Annotated in this window: 20 protein-coding genes and 2 pseudogenes; 6 read left to right on the top strand and 16 right to left on the bottom strand. The window is 43.3% G+C overall.

What is annotated here, in order from left to right; translation table 11 throughout:
* Positions 1 to 152: 152 nt before the first annotated feature.
* Positions 153 to 707, bottom strand: a complete 555-nt coding sequence (locus HMPREF9412_RS19030) for a TetR/AcrR family transcriptional regulator (RefSeq protein ID WP_009593331.1) — start codon at positions 705 to 707, stop codon at positions 153 to 155.
* Positions 708 to 873: 166 nt separating this feature from the next.
* On the opposite strand from HMPREF9412_RS19030, the gene HMPREF9412_RS19025 reads away from it, so the two are divergent.
* Entirely contained in the window at positions 874 to 2,322 is a 1,449-nt protein-coding gene (locus tag HMPREF9412_RS19025; RefSeq protein WP_009593315.1) for a DHA2 family efflux MFS transporter permease subunit, read from the top strand.
* Between the two features lie 201 nt (positions 2,323 to 2,523).
* Here HMPREF9412_RS19025 and HMPREF9412_RS19020 read toward each other — a convergent pair whose 3' ends face one another.
* From HMPREF9412_RS19020 to HMPREF9412_RS18975, 11 genes are all read right to left on the bottom strand, one after another.
* A complete protein-coding gene (locus HMPREF9412_RS19020) occupies positions 2,524 to 3,825 on the bottom strand; it encodes a glycosyltransferase family 2 protein (protein ID WP_009593305.1) in 1,302 nt (433 codons plus the stop codon).
* Positions 3,818 to 3,961: a hypothetical protein gene (locus HMPREF9412_RS32975; RefSeq protein WP_009593317.1), complete on the bottom strand. Its 144-nt coding sequence runs from the start codon at positions 3,959 to 3,961 to the stop codon at positions 3,818 to 3,820. The genes HMPREF9412_RS19020 and HMPREF9412_RS32975 overlap by 8 nt, the downstream gene beginning before the upstream one ends.
* 31 nt (positions 3,962 to 3,992) lie before the next feature.
* The gene (locus HMPREF9412_RS19015; protein ID WP_036672741.1) at positions 3,993 to 4,868 is read right to left on the bottom strand and encodes a GGDEF domain-containing protein; all 876 of its coding nucleotides are present in this window, start codon (positions 4,866 to 4,868) and stop codon (positions 3,993 to 3,995) included.
* Entirely contained in the window at positions 4,858 to 5,961 is a 1,104-nt protein-coding gene (locus HMPREF9412_RS19010; RefSeq protein ID WP_009593325.1) for a hypothetical protein, read from the bottom strand. Before HMPREF9412_RS19010 ends, HMPREF9412_RS19015 begins: the two co-directional genes overlap by 11 nt.
* 207 nt (positions 5,962 to 6,168) lie before the next feature.
* Positions 6,169 to 7,074, bottom strand: coding sequence for a methyl-accepting chemotaxis protein (locus HMPREF9412_RS19005; RefSeq protein WP_009593311.1), 906 nt, complete (start codon positions 7,072 to 7,074; stop codon positions 6,169 to 6,171).
* 325 nt (positions 7,075 to 7,399) lie between these two features.
* Positions 7,400 to 7,978: a TMEM175 family protein gene (locus HMPREF9412_RS19000; protein WP_009593330.1), complete on the bottom strand. Its 579-nt coding sequence runs from the start codon at positions 7,976 to 7,978 to the stop codon at positions 7,400 to 7,402.
* Between the two features lie 219 nt (positions 7,979 to 8,197).
* Positions 8,198 to 8,785: a hypothetical protein gene (locus HMPREF9412_RS18995; RefSeq protein WP_009593319.1), complete on the bottom strand. Its 588-nt coding sequence runs from the start codon at positions 8,783 to 8,785 to the stop codon at positions 8,198 to 8,200.
* Positions 8,786 to 9,036: 251 nt separating this feature from the next.
* Positions 9,037 to 9,477, bottom strand: coding sequence for an SRPBCC family protein (locus HMPREF9412_RS18990; protein ID WP_036672739.1), 441 nt, complete (start codon positions 9,475 to 9,477; stop codon positions 9,037 to 9,039).
* A gap of 2 nt (positions 9,478 to 9,479) precedes the next feature.
* Positions 9,480 to 9,929, bottom strand: coding sequence for an SRPBCC family protein (locus tag HMPREF9412_RS18985; protein ID WP_009593320.1), 450 nt, complete (start codon positions 9,927 to 9,929; stop codon positions 9,480 to 9,482).
* Positions 9,926 to 10,432 carry a MerR family transcriptional regulator gene (locus tag HMPREF9412_RS18980; protein WP_009593307.1) on the bottom strand — a complete coding sequence of 169 codons (507 nt, stop codon included), beginning with the start codon at positions 10,430 to 10,432 and terminating at the stop codon, positions 9,926 to 9,928. The genes HMPREF9412_RS18985 and HMPREF9412_RS18980 overlap by 4 nt, the downstream gene beginning before the upstream one ends.
* Positions 10,433 to 10,647: 215 nt before the next feature.
* Positions 10,648 to 11,568: an alpha/beta hydrolase family protein gene (locus HMPREF9412_RS18975; RefSeq protein ID WP_036672737.1), complete on the bottom strand. Its 921-nt coding sequence runs from the start codon at positions 11,566 to 11,568 to the stop codon at positions 10,648 to 10,650.
* A 158-nt stretch (positions 11,569 to 11,726) separates the two neighbouring features.
* Here HMPREF9412_RS18975 and HMPREF9412_RS18970 point away from each other — a divergent pair, with 158 nt between their 5' ends.
* A complete protein-coding gene (locus HMPREF9412_RS18970) occupies positions 11,727 to 12,197 on the top strand; it encodes a MarR family winged helix-turn-helix transcriptional regulator (protein WP_009593309.1) in 471 nt (156 codons plus the stop codon).
* A 629-nt stretch (positions 12,198 to 12,826) separates the two neighbouring features.
* Here the strand turns inward: HMPREF9412_RS18970 and HMPREF9412_RS18965 are convergent.
* A complete protein-coding gene (locus HMPREF9412_RS18965) occupies positions 12,827 to 13,057 on the bottom strand; it encodes a hypothetical protein (RefSeq protein ID WP_139084013.1) in 231 nt (76 codons plus the stop codon).
* Positions 13,058 to 13,622: 565 nt separating this feature from the next.
* On the opposite strand from HMPREF9412_RS18965, the gene HMPREF9412_RS18960 reads away from it, so the two are divergent.
* From HMPREF9412_RS18960 to HMPREF9412_RS18940, 4 genes and pseudogenes are all read left to right on the top strand, one after another.
* Complete coding sequence (locus HMPREF9412_RS18960; protein WP_009593322.1) at positions 13,623 to 14,561, top strand: phosphoribosyltransferase-like protein; 939 nt, start codon at positions 13,623 to 13,625, stop codon at positions 14,559 to 14,561.
* Positions 14,554 to 16,460: pseudogene (locus HMPREF9412_RS18955) on the top strand (ORC-CDC6 family AAA ATPase). Before HMPREF9412_RS18960 ends, HMPREF9412_RS18955 begins: the two are co-directional and overlap by 8 nt.
* A 22-nt stretch (positions 16,461 to 16,482) precedes the next feature.
* Positions 16,483 to 17,520 (top strand): hypothetical protein, encoded by a 1,038-nt coding sequence (locus HMPREF9412_RS18945; protein ID WP_009593321.1) that lies wholly within the window; start codon positions 16,483 to 16,485, stop codon positions 17,518 to 17,520.
* Positions 17,521 to 17,571: 51 nt separating this feature from the next.
* On the top strand, positions 17,572 to 18,579 hold the full coding sequence (locus tag HMPREF9412_RS18940) for an N-6 DNA methylase (RefSeq protein WP_009593329.1): 1,008 nt from the start codon (positions 17,572 to 17,574) through the stop codon (positions 18,577 to 18,579).
* 305 nt (positions 18,580 to 18,884) lie between these two features.
* On the opposite strand, the gene HMPREF9412_RS18935 is transcribed toward HMPREF9412_RS18940, so the two are convergent.
* The 3 genes and pseudogenes from HMPREF9412_RS18935 to HMPREF9412_RS32970 all read right to left on the bottom strand — a co-directional run bounded on the left by HMPREF9412_RS18935 (position 18,885) and on the right by HMPREF9412_RS32970 (position 22,725).
* On the bottom strand, positions 18,885 to 20,945 hold the full coding sequence (locus HMPREF9412_RS18935) for a hypothetical protein (RefSeq protein ID WP_009593306.1): 2,061 nt from the start codon (positions 20,943 to 20,945) through the stop codon (positions 18,885 to 18,887).
* Between the two features lie 796 nt (positions 20,946 to 21,741).
* Positions 21,742 to 22,522: pseudogene (locus HMPREF9412_RS18930) on the bottom strand (class B sortase).
* A 20-nt stretch (positions 22,523 to 22,542) separates the two neighbouring features.
* The gene (locus HMPREF9412_RS32970) at positions 22,543 to 22,725 is read right to left on the bottom strand and encodes an LPXTG cell wall anchor domain-containing protein (protein ID WP_175320782.1); all 183 of its coding nucleotides are present in this window, start codon (positions 22,723 to 22,725) and stop codon (positions 22,543 to 22,545) included.
* Positions 22,726 to 22,903: the final 178 nt, after the last annotated feature.

Raw genomic sequence — 22,903 nt, 5'->3', positions numbered from 1 at the left:
CGATGATTTCCCAGTGCAGTTCCGCGGATTTATCTCCTTTGATAGGCTTTTACATAAGATACGTCCATGATATAGAGGACTGGGAATATTTGCAATGTCCCTATGCATGTTGGTTCTAACGTTCCAAGCTTCGCCTTTTTGCGCCTTATCGGTTACACATACTTTCTTCTATACATCAAGGTAATCTGATCCGCAATGTATTCAGCGCTATGCTCGGTACCATCCTTAATCCACCACATAATAATTCCCAGAAGCGATGCTGCCACAATATCAACGGAGGCAACCCGACTGGTGGAATGGATGTTTCTGGCGTCTCTGCGTTGTTCTATCGTGTTTTTCAATAGGTTCGACAAGTGGGTTTTGAAGCCCGTATGCTCAACCAACACGGCGAAAATGTTACGGTATTCATAAAAATAATTTAAAAATGTTATCAGCTGCTCCCGTTCGTTTCTGCTCTTCACTTGTAATAACGGCTCGACTTTCATGGACAGGTCGTCAAAGATCTCATGCACGATCTGGCGCAGCAAATCGTTAATATCCTCATAATGCAAATAAAACGTGGCACGATTTAGCTCTGCGTGGGTTGCGATTTTTTGGACGGTCAATTGAGAGATTTCCAGATTGTCGGCCAGTAGTGAAAAAACGGCCTGTTTCAGCAGCTTTTTGGAGCGAACGGCTCGTGGATCCACTTTTTTATGTTCAGGCATGTCATCCCTCGATTATCATTTTTTTGTCACTTCATCGACCGATCTTCCTATACTGTCGTTTAGTCGACAGTTTCAGCAGAATTGTAAATAGGAATCACTCTTCAATGCTGATAAGATATATTTTATTGACACTGTGTCGAAAAAGCAATGAAGAGAGGACAACACCATGCAAGAAGACATAAAGAACATAAATAAAGGGATATTACTAACCATCTTAATCCTTGGTTGTTTCTTATCCACGCTCAATCAGACGCTGTTAAATGTCGCCTTAAGCAATCTAATGGATGTATTTGATGTCACGGCGGCCACCGTACAATGGATTTCAACGGGATTTATGCTGGTCAACGGGATATTGATTCCGATTACGGCCTATTTAATGAAACGCTTTACCACGCGGCAATTATTTATAAGCGCCATGTCGTTTTTATTGATCGGTTCAGTCATCTGCGCGGCGGCGCCAAGCTTTGTTGTGCTCTTGTTAGGACGGATGGTCCAAGCAGCCGGTGCAGGAATCGTGATGCCCCTCATGATGAGTGTTGTGCTCACCATCTTTCCCGTTGAAAAACGCGGCAGTGCTATGGGGCTGCTGGGACTGGCCATGATTTTCGCTCCGGCCATTGGGCCGACGCTCGCGGGATTTATTGTCGAATACCACTCTTGGCGGTGGTTATTTATCGGTCTCATCCCACTTGTCATCATGGTCATCGCATTGGCATTCAAATATTTGGTCAATGTCTCCGAAACGGCCAAGTCAAAGCTTGATGTGGGAAGCGTTCTTCTATCAACCATCGGATTCGGCTTTATTTTATACGGCTTCAGCAGTGCAGGCAGTAAAGGCTGGGACGATGCCATGGTCATCCTGTCCTTAGGCATCGGGATCGTGGTCACGGCCATATTCTGTATGCGACAAGTCAAGTCCGATGATCCCCTGTTGAACCTGTCTGTCTTCAAAAACAAAATCTTTACGTTAACGTCCCTTATTAACGTATTAGTCACGATGTTGATGTACGCAAACATGATTTTACTGCCTATTTATCTGCAGGACGGTCGCGGTTTTACGGCATTCGATGCAGGACTGCTCTTATTGCCGGGTGCGGTTGTCAATGCGCTGATGTCACCCGTCACCGGCAGGTTATACGATCGTTTCGGTGCGAGGCCGCTGTTCATCATTGGTTTGCTGTTTATTATTCCATCCATGTGGGCGGTAACAGATTTATCTGAGTCGACCACGTATATGTATTTGATGCTTCGTACCATTGGCCTGCGGATCGGATTAAGCTTCATTACCATGCCGCTCAATACGGCCGGACTCAATGCGCTGCCTAAACACCTCGGTACGCACGGTACCGCGGTAAACAATACCGTTCGCCAAATTGCCGGCGCCATTGGTACTGCCGTCGTGATTACGATTTATACCGTGCAGGCGACCAGCCATGCAACTGATGTGATGCAGAACAATCCTACAACGACTGCTGAACTCCTTAAATCCCTTACGTCCATTTTAGGGGCAAGCGACGCCTACTACTTCATGATGATTTTGGCCGTCATCGCGTTAGTTATCACATTATTTATGCCGATGAATAGCAAAGCCAGGATCGAACAAAAGTCATCGTAGTTAGCAACAGTCCCTTTGTTGCAAGCGACGAACTATCCGTTCGGCAGTATATGAACAAAAAAAGCCATTCCTTTATAGGAGTGGCTTTTCCTATGATTTGGCGATAGTTTAACCATGACATCTTGAATAGCGTCAATCCGAAATCGCTTGCCTTTTCGACCCCACGTTCTCCGATGCTCTTCCGAACCCAGAACGACTCCCTTATCCGAATCGCTGCGTTTTGTACCACTTGGCTTTTCTCCCTGTTACTTTGTCTACGACAAACGAATAGAGCGCTCGCAGAGAGATCAGCAGAAACAGCTGCGCATACGTGAAATACGATAGGCAGGACAGTATAAAGTTTTGAATCGTGCTTTGCCCCACGTCGGTTGCCAGCGCCAGATTGATCTGCAGCACGAATAAGTAATACATCAATCCCCAGGCTACCATCAGATAGACGTATACATCATCGGCAAATTGGAACGGTGAAACCACATCCGGATTAAACAGGGCAATTGCCCAGTAAAGCAAGTTCACGACGATGATGATATCCGACACGATAATGGATAGCAAAAACCAGAAGTAACTCGCCGCGAAGTACAGCACTTGCAGCTTGATCCGCCAGCTTGACCGGTTAAACAAATGATGGATGTTATCAATCACGACCGAAAAATTTCCCTTGGCCCATCGCTCCCGCTGCTTCAAGTACACGCTGAGTTGTTCCGGTTCCTGCTGATAAGCTTCCGCCTGGGGTGCCAGGGCGATGAGCTGTCCCCTTGTCATAATCTCGAACGAGATGGCCGTGTCTTCTGTGATGGCCTCCGTATCCCAGCCGCCAATCTCGCGCATCAGCTCCGTTTTTACAATAAAATTCGTTCCTGGAATCGTCCCCAGCTTGAACAGTTCCCACAAGCCGGTATGGTAGATCCGCTGTGCGGTAACCAGCTCGAGGTTAATGCATTTGGAGAGGAAATTCTGCCCGCGGTTTCTGGCTTTATTTCGTCCAAATACCGCTCCGTAGGTTTCGGGGTCCTCCATTGCTTTTTCGATCAAGAAGTACAATGCGTTCCGTTCCGGTGCCGCATCCGCGTCAAAAATACATATCCACTCGTTCTTGGCATACGCCAGCGCATCGTTAAGCGCTCCGGACTTGCCGCCTGTTCCCGTACGTTCAAAGATCATAAAATCCCGGTCACGATATGCCTCTTTGCTCTTTAAAGCCTTCAACCTTCCGGCGGTATCATCGCTGCAGTTATCGGCAATGACAATAAGCTGCACTTTATCCTTGGGGTAGTTCAGCCGCAAAATATTATCCGCCGTTGCCGCAATAACCAATTCTTCATTATGCGCAGGCACCATGACGGTTACCTTAGGGAAGTGCTCCATGTTATCCACATCGGGGATAGTCCATACCCTGCGGCTCTGCCTGAAAATATAACGAACCGCTCCCCCCATAATCAGGATCGACTCGAACACGGCAGCCCAAATGCTGATAATACAAAACATTAATAATATGTCAGCCACGGATCTTCCTCCGGTCATATTTTCGATGTACACGAACGCGAAGTGCCATCGTTGCAATGAACAACCCCAGCACCGCAAGGGCAAACATCAGGCTGACGATCTTGCATAGCGGAACAAACCATTCCGTATAAGACATCTCGTTCTCCTCCTACCGAACTAAATAAAATCTATATATATTCCCCGATCAAATCCGTTTCCGTATTGCGTTCGAGTGCGGCAATAACAGCATCCGCATCTTCATATTTACTGAACTGCTCCTTAGCAAACACCAGCGCACCTGCGCGGATCACCAGCTTCAGCTCTCCGCCTGCACGGTCTTGAAACGGCATATCCATCAGCGCGTGTTTGATCCGGTCTGTCAATGCCTTTAAATACTCCTGGTTCGTCATCGGTAGCAGCACGATAAATCTCCCCTCGTCAAGGCCGAACTTGTAGTCCTCGTAACGAATATGATTTCGTATCCCTTCCGATAAGGAAGCTAGCAGTTGAGCGTAGCCTTGTGAACCAAGGGATTCCCGTACCATCGGCAGAAATTCAATTTTAAACATGGCCAGGCAAAAGGTATATGTATTCGCATATCGGTTAGCCAGATTCGACTGCTTGACCAGCGTTTCCTTAAAGGCTTCCTTATTGCCTAACGAGGTAGCCAGATCTACCTCGGGATTCTTCCGACGCAGCTCCTCCAGCCGCTCAATCAGCCGTTTATTACGAATCAGCCCGGATTTGATAAAGACAGCGGCAGCTACATTGGCTGGCAGCACCCACAGCCAGGAGATGGACAGTACATCGACCTCAGCATACGTCGTAAGCCATACAAAATAAGCAACGATATAAACAAAAATACCGACGACCGAGACTCCGGAAGGGACCAAGAAACCTAGCAGCAGCGCCACGAGGCATCCGATGCTGAATCCCAGCTCAAGCAGCGTAAATGATGAGTCTCTATAGACGTTAATATAGACCAGCAGCTCCTGCAGAAGCGCCAAACCGATGAGCAGTATGTACCCCCAAACCATGCGCTGGGTCAATCTTTTATTTTTCATGTCCACCTCGAGCAAATGCATATTCCCCTAATAAAGGAAGCAAGTTATCAAAAATATGTGTGTTTTTACCGAATACATATCCTCCGGGATAACGGGCATCTTTTCCCTTGAGGGTCTGCATGCGTTTGTACAGCTTTGCCGCAAATGGCATATCATCACATTGCAGCGCATACATCATGGTGAGCCCATAGACCGAAGAAGACTCATAATTCACCACGGCCTTGCGATCGCCCCGGCGATACTGTCCGGCTATCTTCCCCGTCCGCTTAAACTCCTGCTTCAGAAATTTCAGCAGCGGCTCTTCACCCCTTTTCGTTTCCCCGGCATGCAAAGCGACTAGCAGCTGATCGATTAAATTCACATTGGCATCGTATGTATACTCCCCGGTCACCACATGATAGGACTTGGGATAGAACACGCCGTCATCCGGCATTTCCTGGAGAAGGGAGTAATATCGATCATATATATCTTCATCCAGTAGTCCTTCTCGCAGTAGTCCTTGTAGTGCTTTGAGATCCACATAGGGCAGACTCAGCGTATCGGGCATTTCCTGCCTGGAGAAATCGTAGAAATCCACCAGATACCCGTTTTTTTGGGATTTGCTTAACAAGGTTTCCGTAAGCTCCATGGCCGTCTCCGTCCATTCGGAATGGCCCTTCCATATCCGAGTACCTTCCAGCAGAGCCCCGATAATCCGCAAATCGTCGCCGAGTGCGTTCGTGCTGACTTGGGCCTTGCCTTCAGGATTGAGTTTCCACGCAATATAATGTCGGTCCGCGATAAAATAGCGGGTTAATATGTCATAACTCTTCTCAAATGCCATAAGATCACGACTTTCCAGCGCCGCCTCCATCCAAAACCCAAGAGATTCGGAGAGCGCCTCTCTTCCTGCTGCCAATTCAGGATTAACCGACTGGGCTTCCTGTAAATAGGTGGCCAGCGTGCCATTCGGGTTGATCATATTCATCGTAATGAACCGCTTCGTTGAAGTGTCCCCTTTGGCTTGAATCCAACATCCCCCGATTCCTATTGCCGTGCTTAATAACATAACAAGCCCTATCCACAAGACTTTACGTCCGGTGCGCCATTTCAAACCGCCCAACCTCCATTTACTCAGGAGTAAACCTGTATACCAAAATACATCTGGACCTTAGGGTTTCACACCCTTCGCGAATTGTATCATTCCGTTCTGTACAAAAACTGTACAGGTTAGGGGCTTGTAACATGAGCACGAAAAGACCGAGCCAGTGAGCCCGGTCTTTCTACCAAAATATATAGATCACTGTCGTTAAGTGGTATGCTACATGTTTTCAGTAACACTACGCGCTTGATCGTCCAGCTTTTGAGCAAGAGCAACAATGCTGTCGAAATCTTCCATAGTCACGCGAATCTGTTGCTGACCCTCCACGATAGATGACTGGATGCGGCTGATTCCGTCTGAAATCTCGAATATTTCCTTGGTGATGCCGCTAATGGTGCCCTGCACTTTGGTGATGGACTCCGATACCTCACTCGACAGCTTGCGTACCTCTGTTGCTACGACCTCAAACCCTCTGCCATGCGGACCCGCATGGGCTGCCTCGATGGCTGCATTTAGGGAGAGGAGGTTAGTCTGAGAGGCAATGTCACGGATCGTCTGCACAATTCCCTGGATCGACTTGGCCTGCTCCTGCAGGCCCTTAAGCGTAAGGGTATTCTCCTCCGAAACCTCAGCAATTCGATCTACACTATGTAGAAGCTCCCGGCTCCTTCGGATGCCGACTTCTGCCCGCTGGCCTAAGATTTGAGAGGTCCCCTCCAATGCCTTAACCACGGAGGCGAGGCTGAATTGGCGCTCCGTAATATCCGTTGCGATTTTGGAGACACCGATGACTTCGGAGTCATGCTCGTCATATACCGGGATGTAGGTAGCCTCCAGCCATACCGTTTCACCGCGGGCATTCTTCCGTTCAACCTTGTCCTGAAAGCTTTGCCCGGACCAAAGCAAGTCCCAGAACTGCTCGTAGTCGGGTGAATTAGCAAAGGAGTCAAAGCAAAAGTCCCGATGCTGCATTTTCCGTATTTCCTCGACCGAATATCCCATCGTCTTGGCGAACACCTCATTTACATAGGCCACATTTCGATCCATGGTAAAACGGATCATAGCCAGATTCCGCTCCATCGCTTTGACGATTAATTCGTCCGTTACCGTTTGTTTTATCATCATTAAAGTTGTCGACCTCCACCGTGAAATAAAGCAGGTGCATTCATATCATTTAATAGCCTTCTAAATTTTGTAGATCAATCTTTGAATGAATCCTTGATAACGGGCACTAACCGACTTCCCGCTAATACATTAATTTAGCAACTCTATCTATACAAAAAATATACACGCTGATCGCGGATGAATTGGCTAAGAGAAAAATAAAAAGGAGCACGCCGTGGCAGCTCCTTCCTCATTCATACAGTCTATTTCCAACTTGATGCTGACTCGGTCATCCGTAAAAAAGCTCTTCGAAGCCCGCCCGCATGCGAGAATCGAAGAGCTTTTCTTAGTGGCTTCTCAGGGCATGCTCGATTCGCTTATCCGGCATGAACCAGATTACGGCAACAAGTACGAAAAAGAAGCCGGATATCCAAACACTCACATAGGCGGTCAAGGCCGCCGTCAAGTAGAGTAAAGGGGAGAGTTTTCCCTTCCGATCTTTGCCCATCGCTCCAACGAATGAGGAATCGCCGGAATGCTGGTTCATGATCATGCGCTGAAGCAGCCAGTACGAGAGCGCAGCTAGGAATAGAATGATACCGTACAGCGCCGTCGGTGTAGGTGCAAAATGGCTTTCTCCCATCCATGCTGTCGTGAACGGCACAAGGGATAGCCAGAATAAGAGCAGCAAGTTGAGCCACATCAACCGCCCGTTCATCGTTCGAACCATATGCAGCAGATGATGGTGATTGTTCCAGTAGATGCCGACATAGACGAAACTGAAAATATAACTAACTAGTTTTGGGCCTAATTCGAATAGCGAATGCCAGTCATGACCTTCCGGCACTTTGAATTCCAGCACCATGATCGTAATAATAATGGCCAACACGCCATCGCTGAATGCTTCCATCCGATTTGCTTTCAAATCGTCTCACCTTTTCCCCTCGCAACATATGTTTCTTATTCCATTATAGAGATCGTTCGTCCTGAGTCTACCTACTTTTCACCTGAATTTTCAGGTCGGCGAACAATAAAGAAAGGAACTGGCCGTTGCCAGTTCCCGCGTTATTTTATGCAGCCTATGGTCATGGCTTAATGTTTATCGGTCTTAAATGTAAGGGTACGAGCCAGAGCTATACACAGCTCATGCAAACTCATATTTTTTAGATCGGTCTTTCAGTTCTTCTTCATACGGCAGCCACTCGAAATCACTCCATAAAGACATGCCTACGAGTTCCGATAGCTTATCAACGGCCTGTGCCGGACTCGTCAACCGAATGAAGTCGTCAAAAGCTTCCTCTCGGATATCCAACGCTACACGCAGGTAATCCTGAAGACGTTGTTCCTGGAGTCCATATTCATCCCGCACCAACGGGTGACAAAAGATTCTTTCGGCTTGGAGGTCCCCTTTCTCAAAAATCGACAACTCAAATATTTCATCATTGATGAATCCGACCGTCATCACGGGCTCCTCGATAAGCCGGGACAATGCTTTGCCGGCCTTCTTCACCGTACCCCATACAAAATAATCGTGAAGTACGCTGATCCAGCTCTCATTGCTGCTTATGTACATTACGGTTTCTTGTGTTTGTTCTGACTGGGCATCATCCGAAACCGCTTGGTTTGAATTGGACGACTTGCCGCCGGAACCTTCGCTCAGCGCTTTTAACGCTTCAATCGTCTTATCAAAATGGCTCGACTTGATATGCAAATTCGCGAAACTTCTTCCCACGGTTTGACCTCCCTGCCTTACATAAATAAAGGTCATTAGCGTCATGGTTCGACATCCAGGTGTGTGTACCTTATTTCCATTATAGTGATCATTATTCCTGAGTCTACCTACTATCCTCCCGGTTTTTGGAAATTGCTAAAACAAAAATCGCCGTCCGATTCCCCGACAGGGATCGTGAACGGCGACCATTTTAGAGTCATCACACCTAGGCAGCAGTCATTTCGGGTCAATGCCGATATCAAATTACAAAGCTAGTCGACCCATTCCGCCAGCACCTTGCCAAGTCGGTCAAGCTGCTGTTCATTCGCTTCTATGCAGATAGGCTTAGCTTTTTCAAAATCCTCTTTTTTCTTGAAACGTTGACGGAAGGTGACTCTGGTCCGACCATCGAAGACCTCGAAGGTAGCCGTCACCCGAAATTCGTGAACGTTTAGATGATCAATCACGACCCGCTCCGTCGGCACGAACTCAACAAAGACATTATGGTTAGGATAATCCACGCCATCCGGTCCGTGCATGGTGAACTTCCACGTACCTCCCGGCCTCATATCGCACTCGTGAAACGTATTATCGAAGCCTTTGGGCCCCCACCACTTTGCTAATAAACCAGGGGTTGTCCATGCCCGATACACAAGCTCCTGCGGGACATCGTAGTCGCGCGAAGCGATGAGTTCATTCTCACCTATGCCTATGGTCATGTTCCTACCTCCACTTCTACTACCTTGCCCAGTGTGTCCAACATGATATTTGTCCCGTGTTCCCGTATTTCTGGCGTATCATGTCCGTCAAAGAATGCGCCTTGCTCTGTATAAATCAATTTCGTACCGCCCTCCACCTTGATAAGCTCGACCGTTGTGATCGAGACGGAGATGCGTACATCCCCTGAATCCAGTGTGTACGTATAGACAATACGCTGCTCTGGAACAAGCTCCTGGTAGCTGGCATCGAAGGTAAAGAGCGGCCCTTCCGGCGGCCCGCCGCGGCTGTACTCCCGTCCCCCAACCTGGAAATCCAAGATCTCCGGCTTCGAAAACCACTTGGCTTTGGCAATCGGGTCGGCCCATGCTTGATACACCCGCTCCGGTGTAGCGGCATAAACCCGTTCTACGACGAAGGTTCCATGCTTGACGAATCGTTCGTTCATTCATTTTCCTCCTTATGTTTCGAAATTCCATTCTCTTCGGCAAGAAAATCTCCCAACAGATCCAAATGTCGCTCCCAACTCGTTTGCCGCTCAATGACCGGTTTCTCAAATCTCATCTTCATCGCCTGCAGAAGGCCCGTAAAATCTTCAACCGTTAATTCCGCCTTGCCCTGCATAAGCTTGGATACATATCTTAGCTGCTCCAATAGTTTCTGCTGCAGTTTAATCTGTTCTTTGATTTGGTCGATCTGCAGTTCCACGATCTCCAGCGGACTGATCTGCCCGCCATTTAAGGCCGATTTAATCTCCTCCAGAGATAATCCCAGCTCCTTAAGCGATAATATCTGGTGCAAACGCGACAAATCCGATTCATTGTACAGCCTGTGGCCGGATTCCGTTTGCCCCGACGGAGAGAACAACCCGATTTGATCATAAAACCGCAGGGTTCGGACGGTAAGCCCCGTCAGCTTGGCGAGATCCCCGACCTTCCAGTGTCTTTTCATGAACCATCTCCACTCTTTGGCGCTAGCTATGTACCGGTAGCTCTATTGTAAAACATTACGTTACGTAAGGTTCAAGGGAAATCGTGACGCTCTGCCAGAATTTTTGGACGTCCTAATTTTAAATAGTCCAAGCTTGTAACAATTCTCCAGAATAGAAACAGCCTTTGCTAATTCCCGGTGTTAGCAAAGGTTGTCTATCTCATTTTCTACTTCCCTTACTTGGACTCAATACGCCCCAGCGGGATGGCGCTCTCTTCCAGAGCTGCACAAGCTGCCGGCCAGCTGGAATCTTCAAGGTCGAGCGTGGTGCGAAGGTAGGCCAACGTGAGCCGCTGGATCAAGGCAACTCGTTCGGGGCTCTCATCCGTCGTCTCCGCGACGCTATAACCGGAGATCCCGCCGAGCGAGTGCTCTGCCCCGAAGAGAGTGAGCAGGCTCTTGCTGCCCGGGCTCAGGAAGTACGGGTCGGTGAACCAGTCCGGCCCCCGAGTGGACAGTCTGGACTGGTCATGGTCCCCCGCCACCACGAGGGTCGGCGTGTTCATCTCCGCGAAACTCGGATTCATGAAGGGAAAGTGCTCAGCTGCGAACGGACTCAAGTCAGCTCCACCCTTGCCAGTCGTGGCAAGCAGCACGCCCGCCTTGATGCGCGAGTCGGACATATCCTCTCCCGGCTCGCCGTTGTGATCGAGGACTCGCGCGCCGAGCAGCATGCTCACCGTCTGGCCTCCCCAGGAGTGTCCGGCAGCGGCGATGCGATTCCGATCGAGGCGCCCACTAAGACCGGGAACGGAAGCCTCGATAACATCAAGCTGATCGAGGATGCGCTTCAGGTCCTCGACTCGGAAACGCCAGATCCGTGGCGTACGGGGATCTTCAGGAGGAAGGTTCAGCGTCCTCGAGTCGAGATGAGTGGGTTGAATGACCACGAAGCCGTGAGCAGCCCAGTAGTCAGCCAATGGGCCGTAGCCGTCCAGCGACCAGCCAAAGCCGTGAGAAAACACAATAATAGGCAATTCACTTCCTACCGCGGGCGCAGACACTCGCATTTGCAGATCCTCGCCGCGCCCAGGGGCCGATAGAACTACCGGTTTCGCCGAAATGACCGGAGCAGATACACTAATGTTGATTTCCATAATAAATGTTCCTTTCTTGGAGAAAGTTTGGCCCAACCGTTGCCGGGAAGAAGCGGTCAAGCAGTATCCTGATGTAAAACGAATTTACAGGTTGATGTATCAACCATAGCAACGATAACACATTGTAGTTGACGCGTCAACCATGCTATGATGTTTCTATGGATAAGAACGAGCTGAACGAAGAGGAAATGCGAATATGGCATATGTGGAAAGGCTCCTTTCAGAGCATTTTCGGTCGGGTAATCAAAGAGATGTCTGAGCATACAGGACTATCAGAGGGTGATTATGGGGTATTGGATCGGTTAGACCTTTTGGGGAACGGAAGCCTTCGCCAACAGGAATTGGCCGACTCGATGAACTGGGATAAGAGTCGATTGTCCCATCATCTGACGCGAATGGAAAAACGCGGACTTGTGATGAGGAAACCATTAGACACGGATCGTGGTGTTCAAGTCGTCATCACACCCGCCGGAAAATCGGCATTGGATGATGCCCGTCCCATAGTCTCCAAGGCAATACGCAAACATTTCCTTGACCAATTAACGGATCAAGACATTGAGTCGATTATGAAGCTTGCGGAAAGGACAAAATCAGAGTCTTCAGCGTCATGTGAAGCCCCGTCGACATGACTGCGTTTTTGAGGTTATTCATGAAGTGGATAAGTGGATCGGTACTCAATGAAAAGAACTCTCCGAATTCGGAGAGTTCTCAGGCTGTCGAGAAACCCCCTGTTTTTTTGCAGGGGGTTTAAAATTTGCCTTAATAGTCTCAAAATTAGGGGCCTCAGATCGTTTTAAATCGATTTTTGATTTAAAAGATGAGCCTCCCCATAGGTGATGCGAGATGTATCAGGGATACTAAGTATGTAGCTTGAAACAGGTCTATTGTCAGGTGATGCTTTTTTTCCCTAATGATACGCAAGTGTGAATATCCTCACCAAAAAATCGTCGCAATTATCAGCAGAATCATAATGATCTCCATGTTTCTGCCGTTAAGAATGGACGTTTTGAGCCTTTCACCATGAATAATCTTTGCGTCGTCCTACTATGATACATTACCTTAACGGTCATAACGGCGAACCATTGCCGTCACTTATTATACCTCTTAACTTATGCCATTATTTTTCGATAATTTCCCAGTCCAGTTCGGTAGATTTATCTGTTAATAATTGCTGGAGTACAGATTCTAAAAGCTCAAGGCTTTCGGTGTGCTTCTGAGGAAATTTACAGGCTTGGCCGCCCACTGTAATCTCAACAAACTAGTCTTCTTCCTCCGGTGAGCTGAGAAGGTTGTGAATCGCATTCCTTGTCTCCACTGTAACGATGAACTCGTGACGACCGCCGCCGATCATTATGTTATCTATATGCTGAATAGTGATCTGACTGCGTGCGAAGCCGTCCATCTGCCGGATGACTTCCAGGCACTTCTCAAGCGATGTATGAGAATGCACGATTTTGTCCGCCACAGCTCCTTTCAGCTGTTCCTTCATAAAGGATAACACCAGTCAACACTCTTTTTAACTAAACTTTTATTTAGGATATGTCCATGTTATAGAGCGTTGGGGATATTTTCAATGTTCCTATATACCCTAGACGAATTCAAACTTTCTATATTCTGTGATTTTGAAACATAGGCATATTCAGTAAACCCACTTGTGTCGTGTAAATGATTTGAGGCAAGCGAATGCTCGAATTTGAGTAAAGAGAGTGGTTTCGTCATTTTAGTGCTGACGAAAATGCGAAGAAGCGTAGAAATGCTATTATTGTTGATATTAAGCAGATAAACAGCGCTCTATTTACAGAAAGGAAAGTATCACAAACGATAAATCGTCTAACTGCGCAACCAATACATATTTCTGTCTTCTGCAACATCTATAATCAGCTTAACTTATCGTTTGGTCAACCCAAACGATATCCTAATACAATTGTCATATTCATAATTGATTCAATAATAAAAAGTTCCTACTTAGAGCAACCTTTCTTTGCATCACTTTAAAAAGTTTATTGTATAATGTAGACGTATGTTTTATTTTGTAATGAAAGGAAGAATTTTTAGTGGAGATTCCAGATGAAAACCAAAAGCAAAAAAATGTAGAAAGAATAATTGATAGAATAATTACTTTAATTAAATATAGACTATGGGGGAACTTAACCGTTGATAGATTCCGAACATGGCAAAAGCAATTTGAAACGGAACATGAATTGTATTATGCAATCTATCTCGCGCAACAATTAGTGTATTACAGTAAAAAGGATATCTTATCAATGATCTCTTATTGTATTGCAAATTCAATAAAAGGATTTATATTGAACCAAACTGAAACGTTGGACCAAAGCTATACAAAATTGGAATGGAATTCATTAATGAATGACACAAAAAGAAACACGTTAGTATGCCCACTGTTTATAGATAGTCCAGCTGCTAGTGGTTACTTGATCTCAAGAATGCTCAGAGATCAAGGATTAATCGCAGAGGATGAGCTGTGCAATTCATATGAACAGTTAATCTACAAGTTAAAAAGGAGAGGTAATATTAAAGGAATTATTTTTGTGGACGATATGATGGGAAGCGGAGAACAAGCTAAAAGTGCGTTCAAAGATACAATAGATTTAGACGGTAAAGAAACTAGCTTGAAGCGGTACCTGGAAGAAAACTTCCCCGAAATACCAGTTACCATATGCGTTGCAGTGACTCCTGCCCAAACCCTCCAAGATGTTGAAGAGGAATTGGGTTGCATCGTTATTGCTGGTGAAGTGCTGACGGGAAAGCATGACGTGTTGAGTTCGCTTTTTTGGGGGGAAAAGCGTTTTGATGAAGGACAAAGATTTCTACAAAAAATGCAACAAAACTACAGAATCCCACTCACTGGTCATGGGACTAATGCTTGGTCCGTTACATTTGAACACGGAACACCCGATAACACCAGCCCATTTTATTATGCAAGCCCAAACGGCTGGACTTCACTAATTAGGTATAGAGGGGAGGATGTTTAATATGGAATCAAAGGCAATTTTCGCTACGAGGGCAGAGGAATTAGGAAACCGAGTATTTGATTATTTTGCAATGCCTGCAGAATCATTTTATACAAGATTATTAAATAATAAAGCAGCTGTTCTCGTTGGTGGTAGGGGTACAGGAAAGACGATGCTTCTTAAGTCGATGGCTTTTAAATACAAGGTTATAAACAAATCTGTGAACCAATCTCAAATCTTTTGGTCTACTGATCACTATTTGGGTTGTTATATAAGAGCGGATACAAATATTGTGTCCGGGTTTAAAGGTAGAGGAATAGATGAAGAATCTTGGAATGCACTTTTTGCACATTATTTTAATTTACGGGCATTACAAGAGGTAGTCAAAACAGTAATCACTATTATTGATAAAAATATTATTAATGAAATTGACATGGAGGAACTTGTTCAACGATATGTCAATTTACTAGGACAAAACACAACCAAAATTAAGACAATAAAAGATATGTATCAAAACATACAATTTAACATGGATGAACTTGTTCGTTATATAAACAATCCAAAAAAAAGGGAGGTTCCTGAATTAACTAATAATGGTACGCTTATCTTTGAATGCTGTCAAACGTTAAGCGAACATAAATCCTTCCAAAATAAAACATGGTATATTCTTATTGATGAGTATGAAAATTTAAATCAGGAACAACAAAAAATTATTAATACATTAATTAAAGCTAATCAACCTCCTGTGATATTTAAAATTGCAATGCGACCTGGGGGATGGTGGACACAAGAAACACTAACACCTTCAGAAAACCTTGAAAAGATTGCTGATTTTGACATGATTAATTACCAAACCGACTTCTCAAATGAAGATTACGAGGATCTAATTATTAAAGCATTCAAAAAAAGTCTGATCCTTAATAAAATTGAAAACATAGATTTTCAGGACATCCGTAATTTACTGCCAGAGATGTCGCCTGAAGATGAGGCTCGAAGAGTACTGAAACGGAGTTCTAAAAAATCAGACTTCATAGATAAAATTATTGAAAAGATAAACGCAGCAACAACTAATTCCATTGAACAACAAGAGTTGAAAGAAATATTAATAGATATAAATGATCCCCTCAAGACCAGATTTCATTTAGTTCTTTTAGACCGTGATAAGTCTCCTCAACAAATAGCGAATGAGATACTAAAACAACCAAAAAATATCTTGAATCATACCGCCATTGCCGTACAGGTACGTTATTTTTACTTTGCAGAGAATATAAACAGAAGAAACTTTATTCAGGTTTTAACACATATGTTTTATTATCTTCGAAAATAATGCGTAATTTTGTAAGTTTATTTTCGAGAGCATGGGAACTCAGTATAGATAATGGATTCTGCGTTAAAGATCCTAAAGCCTTTAGTCATGAAGACCAATCGGAAGCAGCATATCATGTTAGTGAAGGAAAAGTATTCGAGATTTCAGCTTATCCATCTGGGGCTAAGTTATCTTCATTTGCAAATCATATTGGGCGAATCTTTGAGCAGTTAAATAAGGATAACAGACAAAGTCAACCTGAACGAAATCATTTTGCAATAATTGGTGATATCTCTTACGAGGCAAAAAATATGATGCGTGGCGCTTTAATGTACTCGATATTACAAGAGGTTCCAGCCACAAAATTAAGGAGCGAGGTAGAAGTTAAAGGAACTGACTATCTCTTTAATCGCATTTATTGTCCATATTATTATTTATCTTATAGAAAAATGCATAAGCTTGAAATTAAATCAAATATTTTCGAAAAATTAATACTAGGAACCGATGAAGAAAAACGCGCTGAAACTTCAAAAATACTTAGCAAGTACTTAAAAAATGAAAAATTTAATGTTTCAGAAATTGTTCAAATTGATTTATTTGATAACGGTTACTAAAGCTCTATGAGGAGAGATTAAGTTGCAATTGAATGAAATGGCCTCATGGCGGATACTCCATAGTAAAAGAATATCTGAGTTGTTGACTAACAAGGTGTTTTTGATAAAGGGAAGACATGAGGACGAGAGATGCCTTTATTTTCAAAATCAGCTAACAGCAGATTCTCCTGTCGTGTCTATTACATATGATTTAGAGAATTCAAAAATAATGCTCACATTTGATAACCTTGACAACGAACCTGACCTACTTGATGAGGAAGATCCGGTAATGAAATCTGATCTTTTAGTAGAATTTATTATTCAACAAGGAATTAACATCGTGTTAGATATGACTTCGATTCCGACTGAAGTTTTATTTCTTCTAATGAAGTCCTTTCATGATGAAAATTTTGATGACTTTTCTATTGTATATGTACAACCAGACGAATACCTAAAACAAGAACAGGATATTGGATTAATGTCGGAATTCCAGTTAAGTGAGGAGCATTCGCCTATTAGTGCTATCCCTGGATTCCTGAGATTACCTGAGGAAGAAAAGGAACCTTTACTAGTTGTCTTCATCGGCTTTGAAGGCGGTAGATTTCAAGAATTATTCGAGCATATTGTAACCGATGGTCCTGTGGATATTATTCCTATATTACCTATGCCATCATTTACAGCTGGGTGGCACATGGTTGGGATTTATCAAAACTTACAAACACTCAAAACAGCTGACATATTGACTGAAATTCGTAGAGTTACAGCATGGGATCCTTTTCACGCATTATCTTTATTAGACAAGCACTATGAATTACGTCAAGAAAGTAATCAAATTATCGTAGCTCCCTTAGGAACAAAACCCCATACTCTAGCAACAGTTTTATTTGCAATTAAACACTCAAATGTTCGAATTATGTATGACCATCCAAGGGTGTCTGGAAATAGAAGTAAAGGGATTGGAAAAATTCGTGGATACACCATGAAAATATATTTAAAGAAGAGGTATTTTCAGGAGATCGAACATGGTGAGAAATTATACAAAGTACTACACTCCTATAAAAGTAGCTCGGCTTCTAATTAACCAATGCAATATTGAAACTCCAACACAAGCCATCGATATATGTGCAGGTTCGTGGAACTTATTAAACGAAGCAAAAAAAAATGGCCCGGCCTAGAATTAGTAGGTGTCGATATTCAAAAAAGCAATGATCAAGGTTTAGTACAAGATGGAAGGTTATATTCATTTGAGTGCTTTCAAAAAAACAAATTGTTCGATCTGGTACTGGCTAACCCTCCATTTGAGGTTGAAAAGTTGCCATTAGAGATAAAAACCATTATCCAGAAATTGTTCCCAAATCATGGATTGAATGGGAACGTATTCAACCGTTTGGAAAGTACGATGATGCTTTTTAATTCATTATTGGTTAAACCTGATGGAACCCTCGCGTCCGTTGTTCCTATCAGTTTACTGAATGCTGAAAACCAAGTAAGCCTTAGGCGTTATTTTGCTGATACCTATCATCTAGATAAAATTATTTATTTACCAGATGATGCATTTGGAGCTGAAAACATAAGAACAGCTCTCGTTCTATTAAAAAAATCGGCTTCAAAAAAACATACTACAGTGTATCTGGCAATTGATGGGAACCAAAATTACATAACTAAAAAAGTAGGTTCTATCTCACGAAAAAAAATTCTAGACGGACTATGGCAATTGACTGACATCAGTAGTACTAAAATCTCAAATGATATTTCAATAATAAGGAATAATATTTCAAGTAACCAATTGAAAAAAGAAGGCCCAGGCCTCCCTGTCATACACACTGGAACAATATTTAATGGATCTCTTCGATTCGAAAAGATGAGATATTTAGAGCAAAACACCTCAAAATTGCAATATGTAAAGGCCGGTGACATTGTAGTTAATAGGGTTGGAAAGTCAATCGGCGAATTTGCACTAATTGAGACGGATGAAGAGAAATTTTTATCATCTGATAGCGTTCTAATTGTTCGACCGAGCGATCAAACAATACGTGATATCCTTATAAATAAGCTTAAATCTGCTGATTTTAGCACTTACAAAAAGGGAGTTACAACAAAGTACATAACAAAAAACGATATCTATAGCCTGTTATCCTGATCCAATTGAAATACCTTGCAATTTAAATCTCTAACATTATGGAAACTTAGCGTTCTTTGTTTCGGATTGTGATGGAACTTTTTATAGATACATTATGAACTACATATCATTGTCTTTCTATCGCGCTTTAACTTACCCACAATCTGATGAAGAAGTATTAAATGGATTAAAAATCAACGGACCGGATAAGGATCATTCCCTTTCCCCGGTCCGTTTTTTGATTTTTCTGACTACCCTTTTTTAAAAGAAGCTACATTTGAGACACTCTCTGGCTGCCGTTTAGACTCAATTACTATGCATATGAATTATTTAGGAACTATTGATCTTTTCATCTGCTCTATCATTTCAGCACTGAACGTAATAGTACCACTGCTATTCATAATTTGAATGAAATATTCCAGTTCAGTATGCAAAGAATCTACAGGAATGTTGATTGGTATCCAATTAAATTCGTCTATTCTTTCAGTAATGTCCACTGGATAGTGACAGTATCTATGAGTAACTTGTACTTCTCTTTGTTCTATAGCCATCCCCATCCATTCCTTGACATGTACGGAAAGTCCATATGTGCTTTCCCGAATGGCGGGTGAAGGTCCAAAGTAAGATTCTGTTCTATTTATTGAGAACCGTATACCCGGTTCACCTTCATGCATGATTATTTCGACTTTTAGATTGTCCGCCCACCAAGTCACTACTGGGGAGAAATCTTTGAAATAATAGAGTTGATTTATTATTATGTGAGGGACTGGCTGCCCATTCTCAGTTTCATATATTTCGGGTTCAAAAGACAGTATTCCACCTGTCGCTAGGAAATTTTTATCTTTTTCCATACCCAATCTATATCGAACACCATTTAGCTCCATATGTAAATCCACTAATTTTTCCACTGCCGACAAGAATTCTTTCCAACCTATCTTGTAAATCACTTCGCCTCGATCAAATACTGTTACTTCCCCGGTAACAGGATCAACAAACCTACTTGGATGTGCAATGGCATTTCTCATTTTAGAGTCATACGTGTCTTTTACAATTAATTCCAGTTCGGTTCGTTTTACATTTTTTATTGTTTTATCAACAAGTGCTTTTCCGTACAATTCTTTTGTTACGTAATCAGGATTAAAAGGTTCTCCTTTTATAATTTTCCCTAAATTAGAGAGAAGCAAATGATCACCTGTCAAATCAAATAAGTCCTTATATAAATTAATTACGTTCGTGAATTTTTGTCTGTATACATCTTCAATATTAATAGGATCGGCATTATCGTTCTTTATCAACGGATGTGGGAAATAGAACCCCACTATTTTCTGATCAAAGGTGGATTCAATATCTTTGTATACTTGAGCTATATCCGTTGTCGATTGAAGACTTTGCAATGTAGTCATTTTGTCAATATCCATTAGTAATTTACTAAATTGTGTAACATGACGTTTTGCCTTGTTGGTTGCATCTTTTAATTTTCTCATTAGAGCAAGCCTATTCGACTGAATTATAGGTTTCAGAACATTCCGCAAATATTCAAGCGCCACTCCCGTCTCTACTCTATGATCTAATCTTGTAAATTGCAAAACATCCGCTAATAAATTTTCTGGAGGTTTTTTTTCAACATGCACATAATCAATCATCAATGAACTTAATTGTGAATAAGCATAAATCAACATAGTTTCACTAAATGGTACATTCATCAAAGAATTAAATCTTGTCTTACCACAGCGACGGCATAGATTTGGATCGCAGATATTATTAACTAGTTCTACAATATGATACACATCAAGCTTAGAACAATTTTCACATTCTATTATGAACAGTCTTTCCTCATCTACACCAACAAATTGTCTCGTAATCTTGTCCTGCAAATAACTGAACACTGGTGTATCCGCATATGGTAACAATGCAGATGATATCCTCTGGCGCAAACGATCATTTATCTCGATGTAGCTAATATCGTCCGTAACTACGGTCATGTTACCTCTCTTCCACTTATCACTTTCCTTACTTCTATTAACTGTTAAAGCTTCGAAACCCTTAATATTTTTTGTACCTTCTTTCGTTGGAACCACAAAGCTTTTAACTCTTGCAAGTATATCAAGGCCAGAAAAAAGTGGTTTGTCAGAAATAATAACTCTGTCCTTTTGCTTGCCCAATTCTTGTTTTAGCTGAATCGAATCTTCTAACTGCTCTTTAATAAGCTCTTTATCAACTTGAATCCAAATACAATCACCAAGTTCCTCCACTTCATCATTTCCGACAATGAAGTAGAGTAGATCATCAAAGTTGTAGATGATCGAAATATCGAAAAACATTAGGTTAACTTCCAAACCCTCTTCCATTACCTTTAATGTTTGTATCATTCTTCCGATTTGATTCATTGCCTATGTCCTCCAGGTCTAAATTGATCTATGTGATCTCAACTTGTGGCTATTCAGTTATCGTTATTAGTTACGTGGACCGTTTTCTCAATAAAACACAGATCATTTTAAATGAAAGTTCGTGCTTTCCGTCATTTATTATTACTTCAAGGAGAACTTTATATTACCTGTAATCAATCACATCAATTATCTCTTTATTAAATGATGATAGATTTGTTTGTTTCTTCACTTTCCGCAATAATGAGGCTTTCCCCTTACTCAAGCGCAGTTATTTGATGAGATCCACCGTTAGGCTAAATCGAAACCTCTGAATATATCTTTAGCAAATGATGCAATTGAACGGCCTTCTCTTCAGTAATCATTGACCCTGTAAAATCTATACCCATGAATGTTAATCTCTGTTACATACGAGTCATATTCAAGATTGTATAATTTTTCCCCACTTTACTTCCCCGCCCTTAATTATTTCGAATTGGCTTGTGCCATATGTAGACTTATTAATTCAATTATCATTGATTTAGCTGAGCAGGAACAGGGCGAAAATATGGCGAATTAAAAATTTCACTTGAACTCTAAAACAACCATTCCACAAGTACTACATGACTTCATCTCTATACTTACAACAATATTTTTCGCCGTTACTTGTGATATGGTTCAGCTTAACGGCTCTATCGGCGAAAAATAAGGGCCATCTAAACGGGTGCCTCCTAAACTGGATCAAAAGAAGCCTAAAAAAATCGCGTCCTCCAAGGGGAGAACGCGATATAAAACAACTTGATTTCCTGGTTCAACATCGTCATGAACGCTTTCGGGCGACCACCGCTAACCGACCGTTTTCGGTCGAGTACTCGCACGTGGACAGTACAATAAGCTTGTCGCCATACCGGGCTGATACGCCCGTGTCATATAGAGCGAGTTTTTTGATGTTCTGAACATACGAATCGAACTCGGCGGGCGTACTTACATTCTCAATCTGGTAGTATTTAAAAACGTCGTCCGATTTGCGATAAACTTGTGACAGAATGACGGCAACAATCTCATACTCTTCCTGTTCGTAAAGCGTGCTGAACCGGAACGCAGCATGCTCTTTGTAAAAGCTTTCGTTCTTGTACTTCATTAAATCTTTGAACATCCAGCCGCTTTTCATGTGATGGCCATGAATCAGCAAAATGTCCGAACCGTTGGTCCGGCTATGCGCGTCCAAAAAGGGGAGGCCGCCTTTGTTCTCCTTTTTATCGAAATCATGATTGAGATAGTAATCCGCATCCTGTGGATTCTGCATGACCGGGTACTCAATTCGGGTGCCGTCCATCTTCAGCCAGCCGACGATGTCCGAGTTCCTCTCGTAAAGCTCTCGAAATTCGGGAAGCATGATCGGCTCATTCGCCTTATTGAACAAAACGGAGGGGGATGCAGCCCCTCCGCCTTTGTCCGACCCTTCCTCCCAAGCAGTTGCCAGCTCTTCGATTTTCTGCTGCTCCACATAATCCCGCAAGAGAGCTCGCGAAAAAATTGACGAGCGAAAATACCAATACAAGGAAAGAAACGGCGATAAGAATTTTTTTGGTTTTGCTCATTTTCTTACCGCCTTTCCGGTCTACTGGATGTGCGCTTTCTTCTTGTTACCGAGTAGACAGAGCACGATCGTCATCAAGGACATCAGCGCCAGAGCCAGATAGAAGAATGGCGATACGCTGTTGTCCCCGGTTTTCGGAGCATCGTCCAGCTCGTTAATTCCATTACCCGAACCCTTATCGGCCAAGTCGCTTACATCAGACACGTTGTCGTTGTTATTCCCATTGTTGACGCTGCCAGGCTCGGAATTACCAGGCTGGTCAGGAACAGGGCTGACAGGGCCTGGATTTACTGGCTCTGGAACAGGGTTAGCAGGGCCTGGATTCTCCGGTTCTGGTGCAGGGCTAACAGGGCTTGGATTCTCCGGCTCTGGGGCAGGATTG

The sequence above is a fragment of the Paenibacillus sp. HGF5 genome (assembly GCF_000204455.1).
In the GTDB taxonomy this organism is placed as follows: Bacteria; Bacillota; Bacilli; order Paenibacillales; family Paenibacillaceae; genus Paenibacillus_AQ; species Paenibacillus_AQ lautus_A.
The sequence above is the reverse complement of the archived record's forward strand: the minus strand, read 5'-3'. Positions and strand labels throughout refer to the sequence as shown.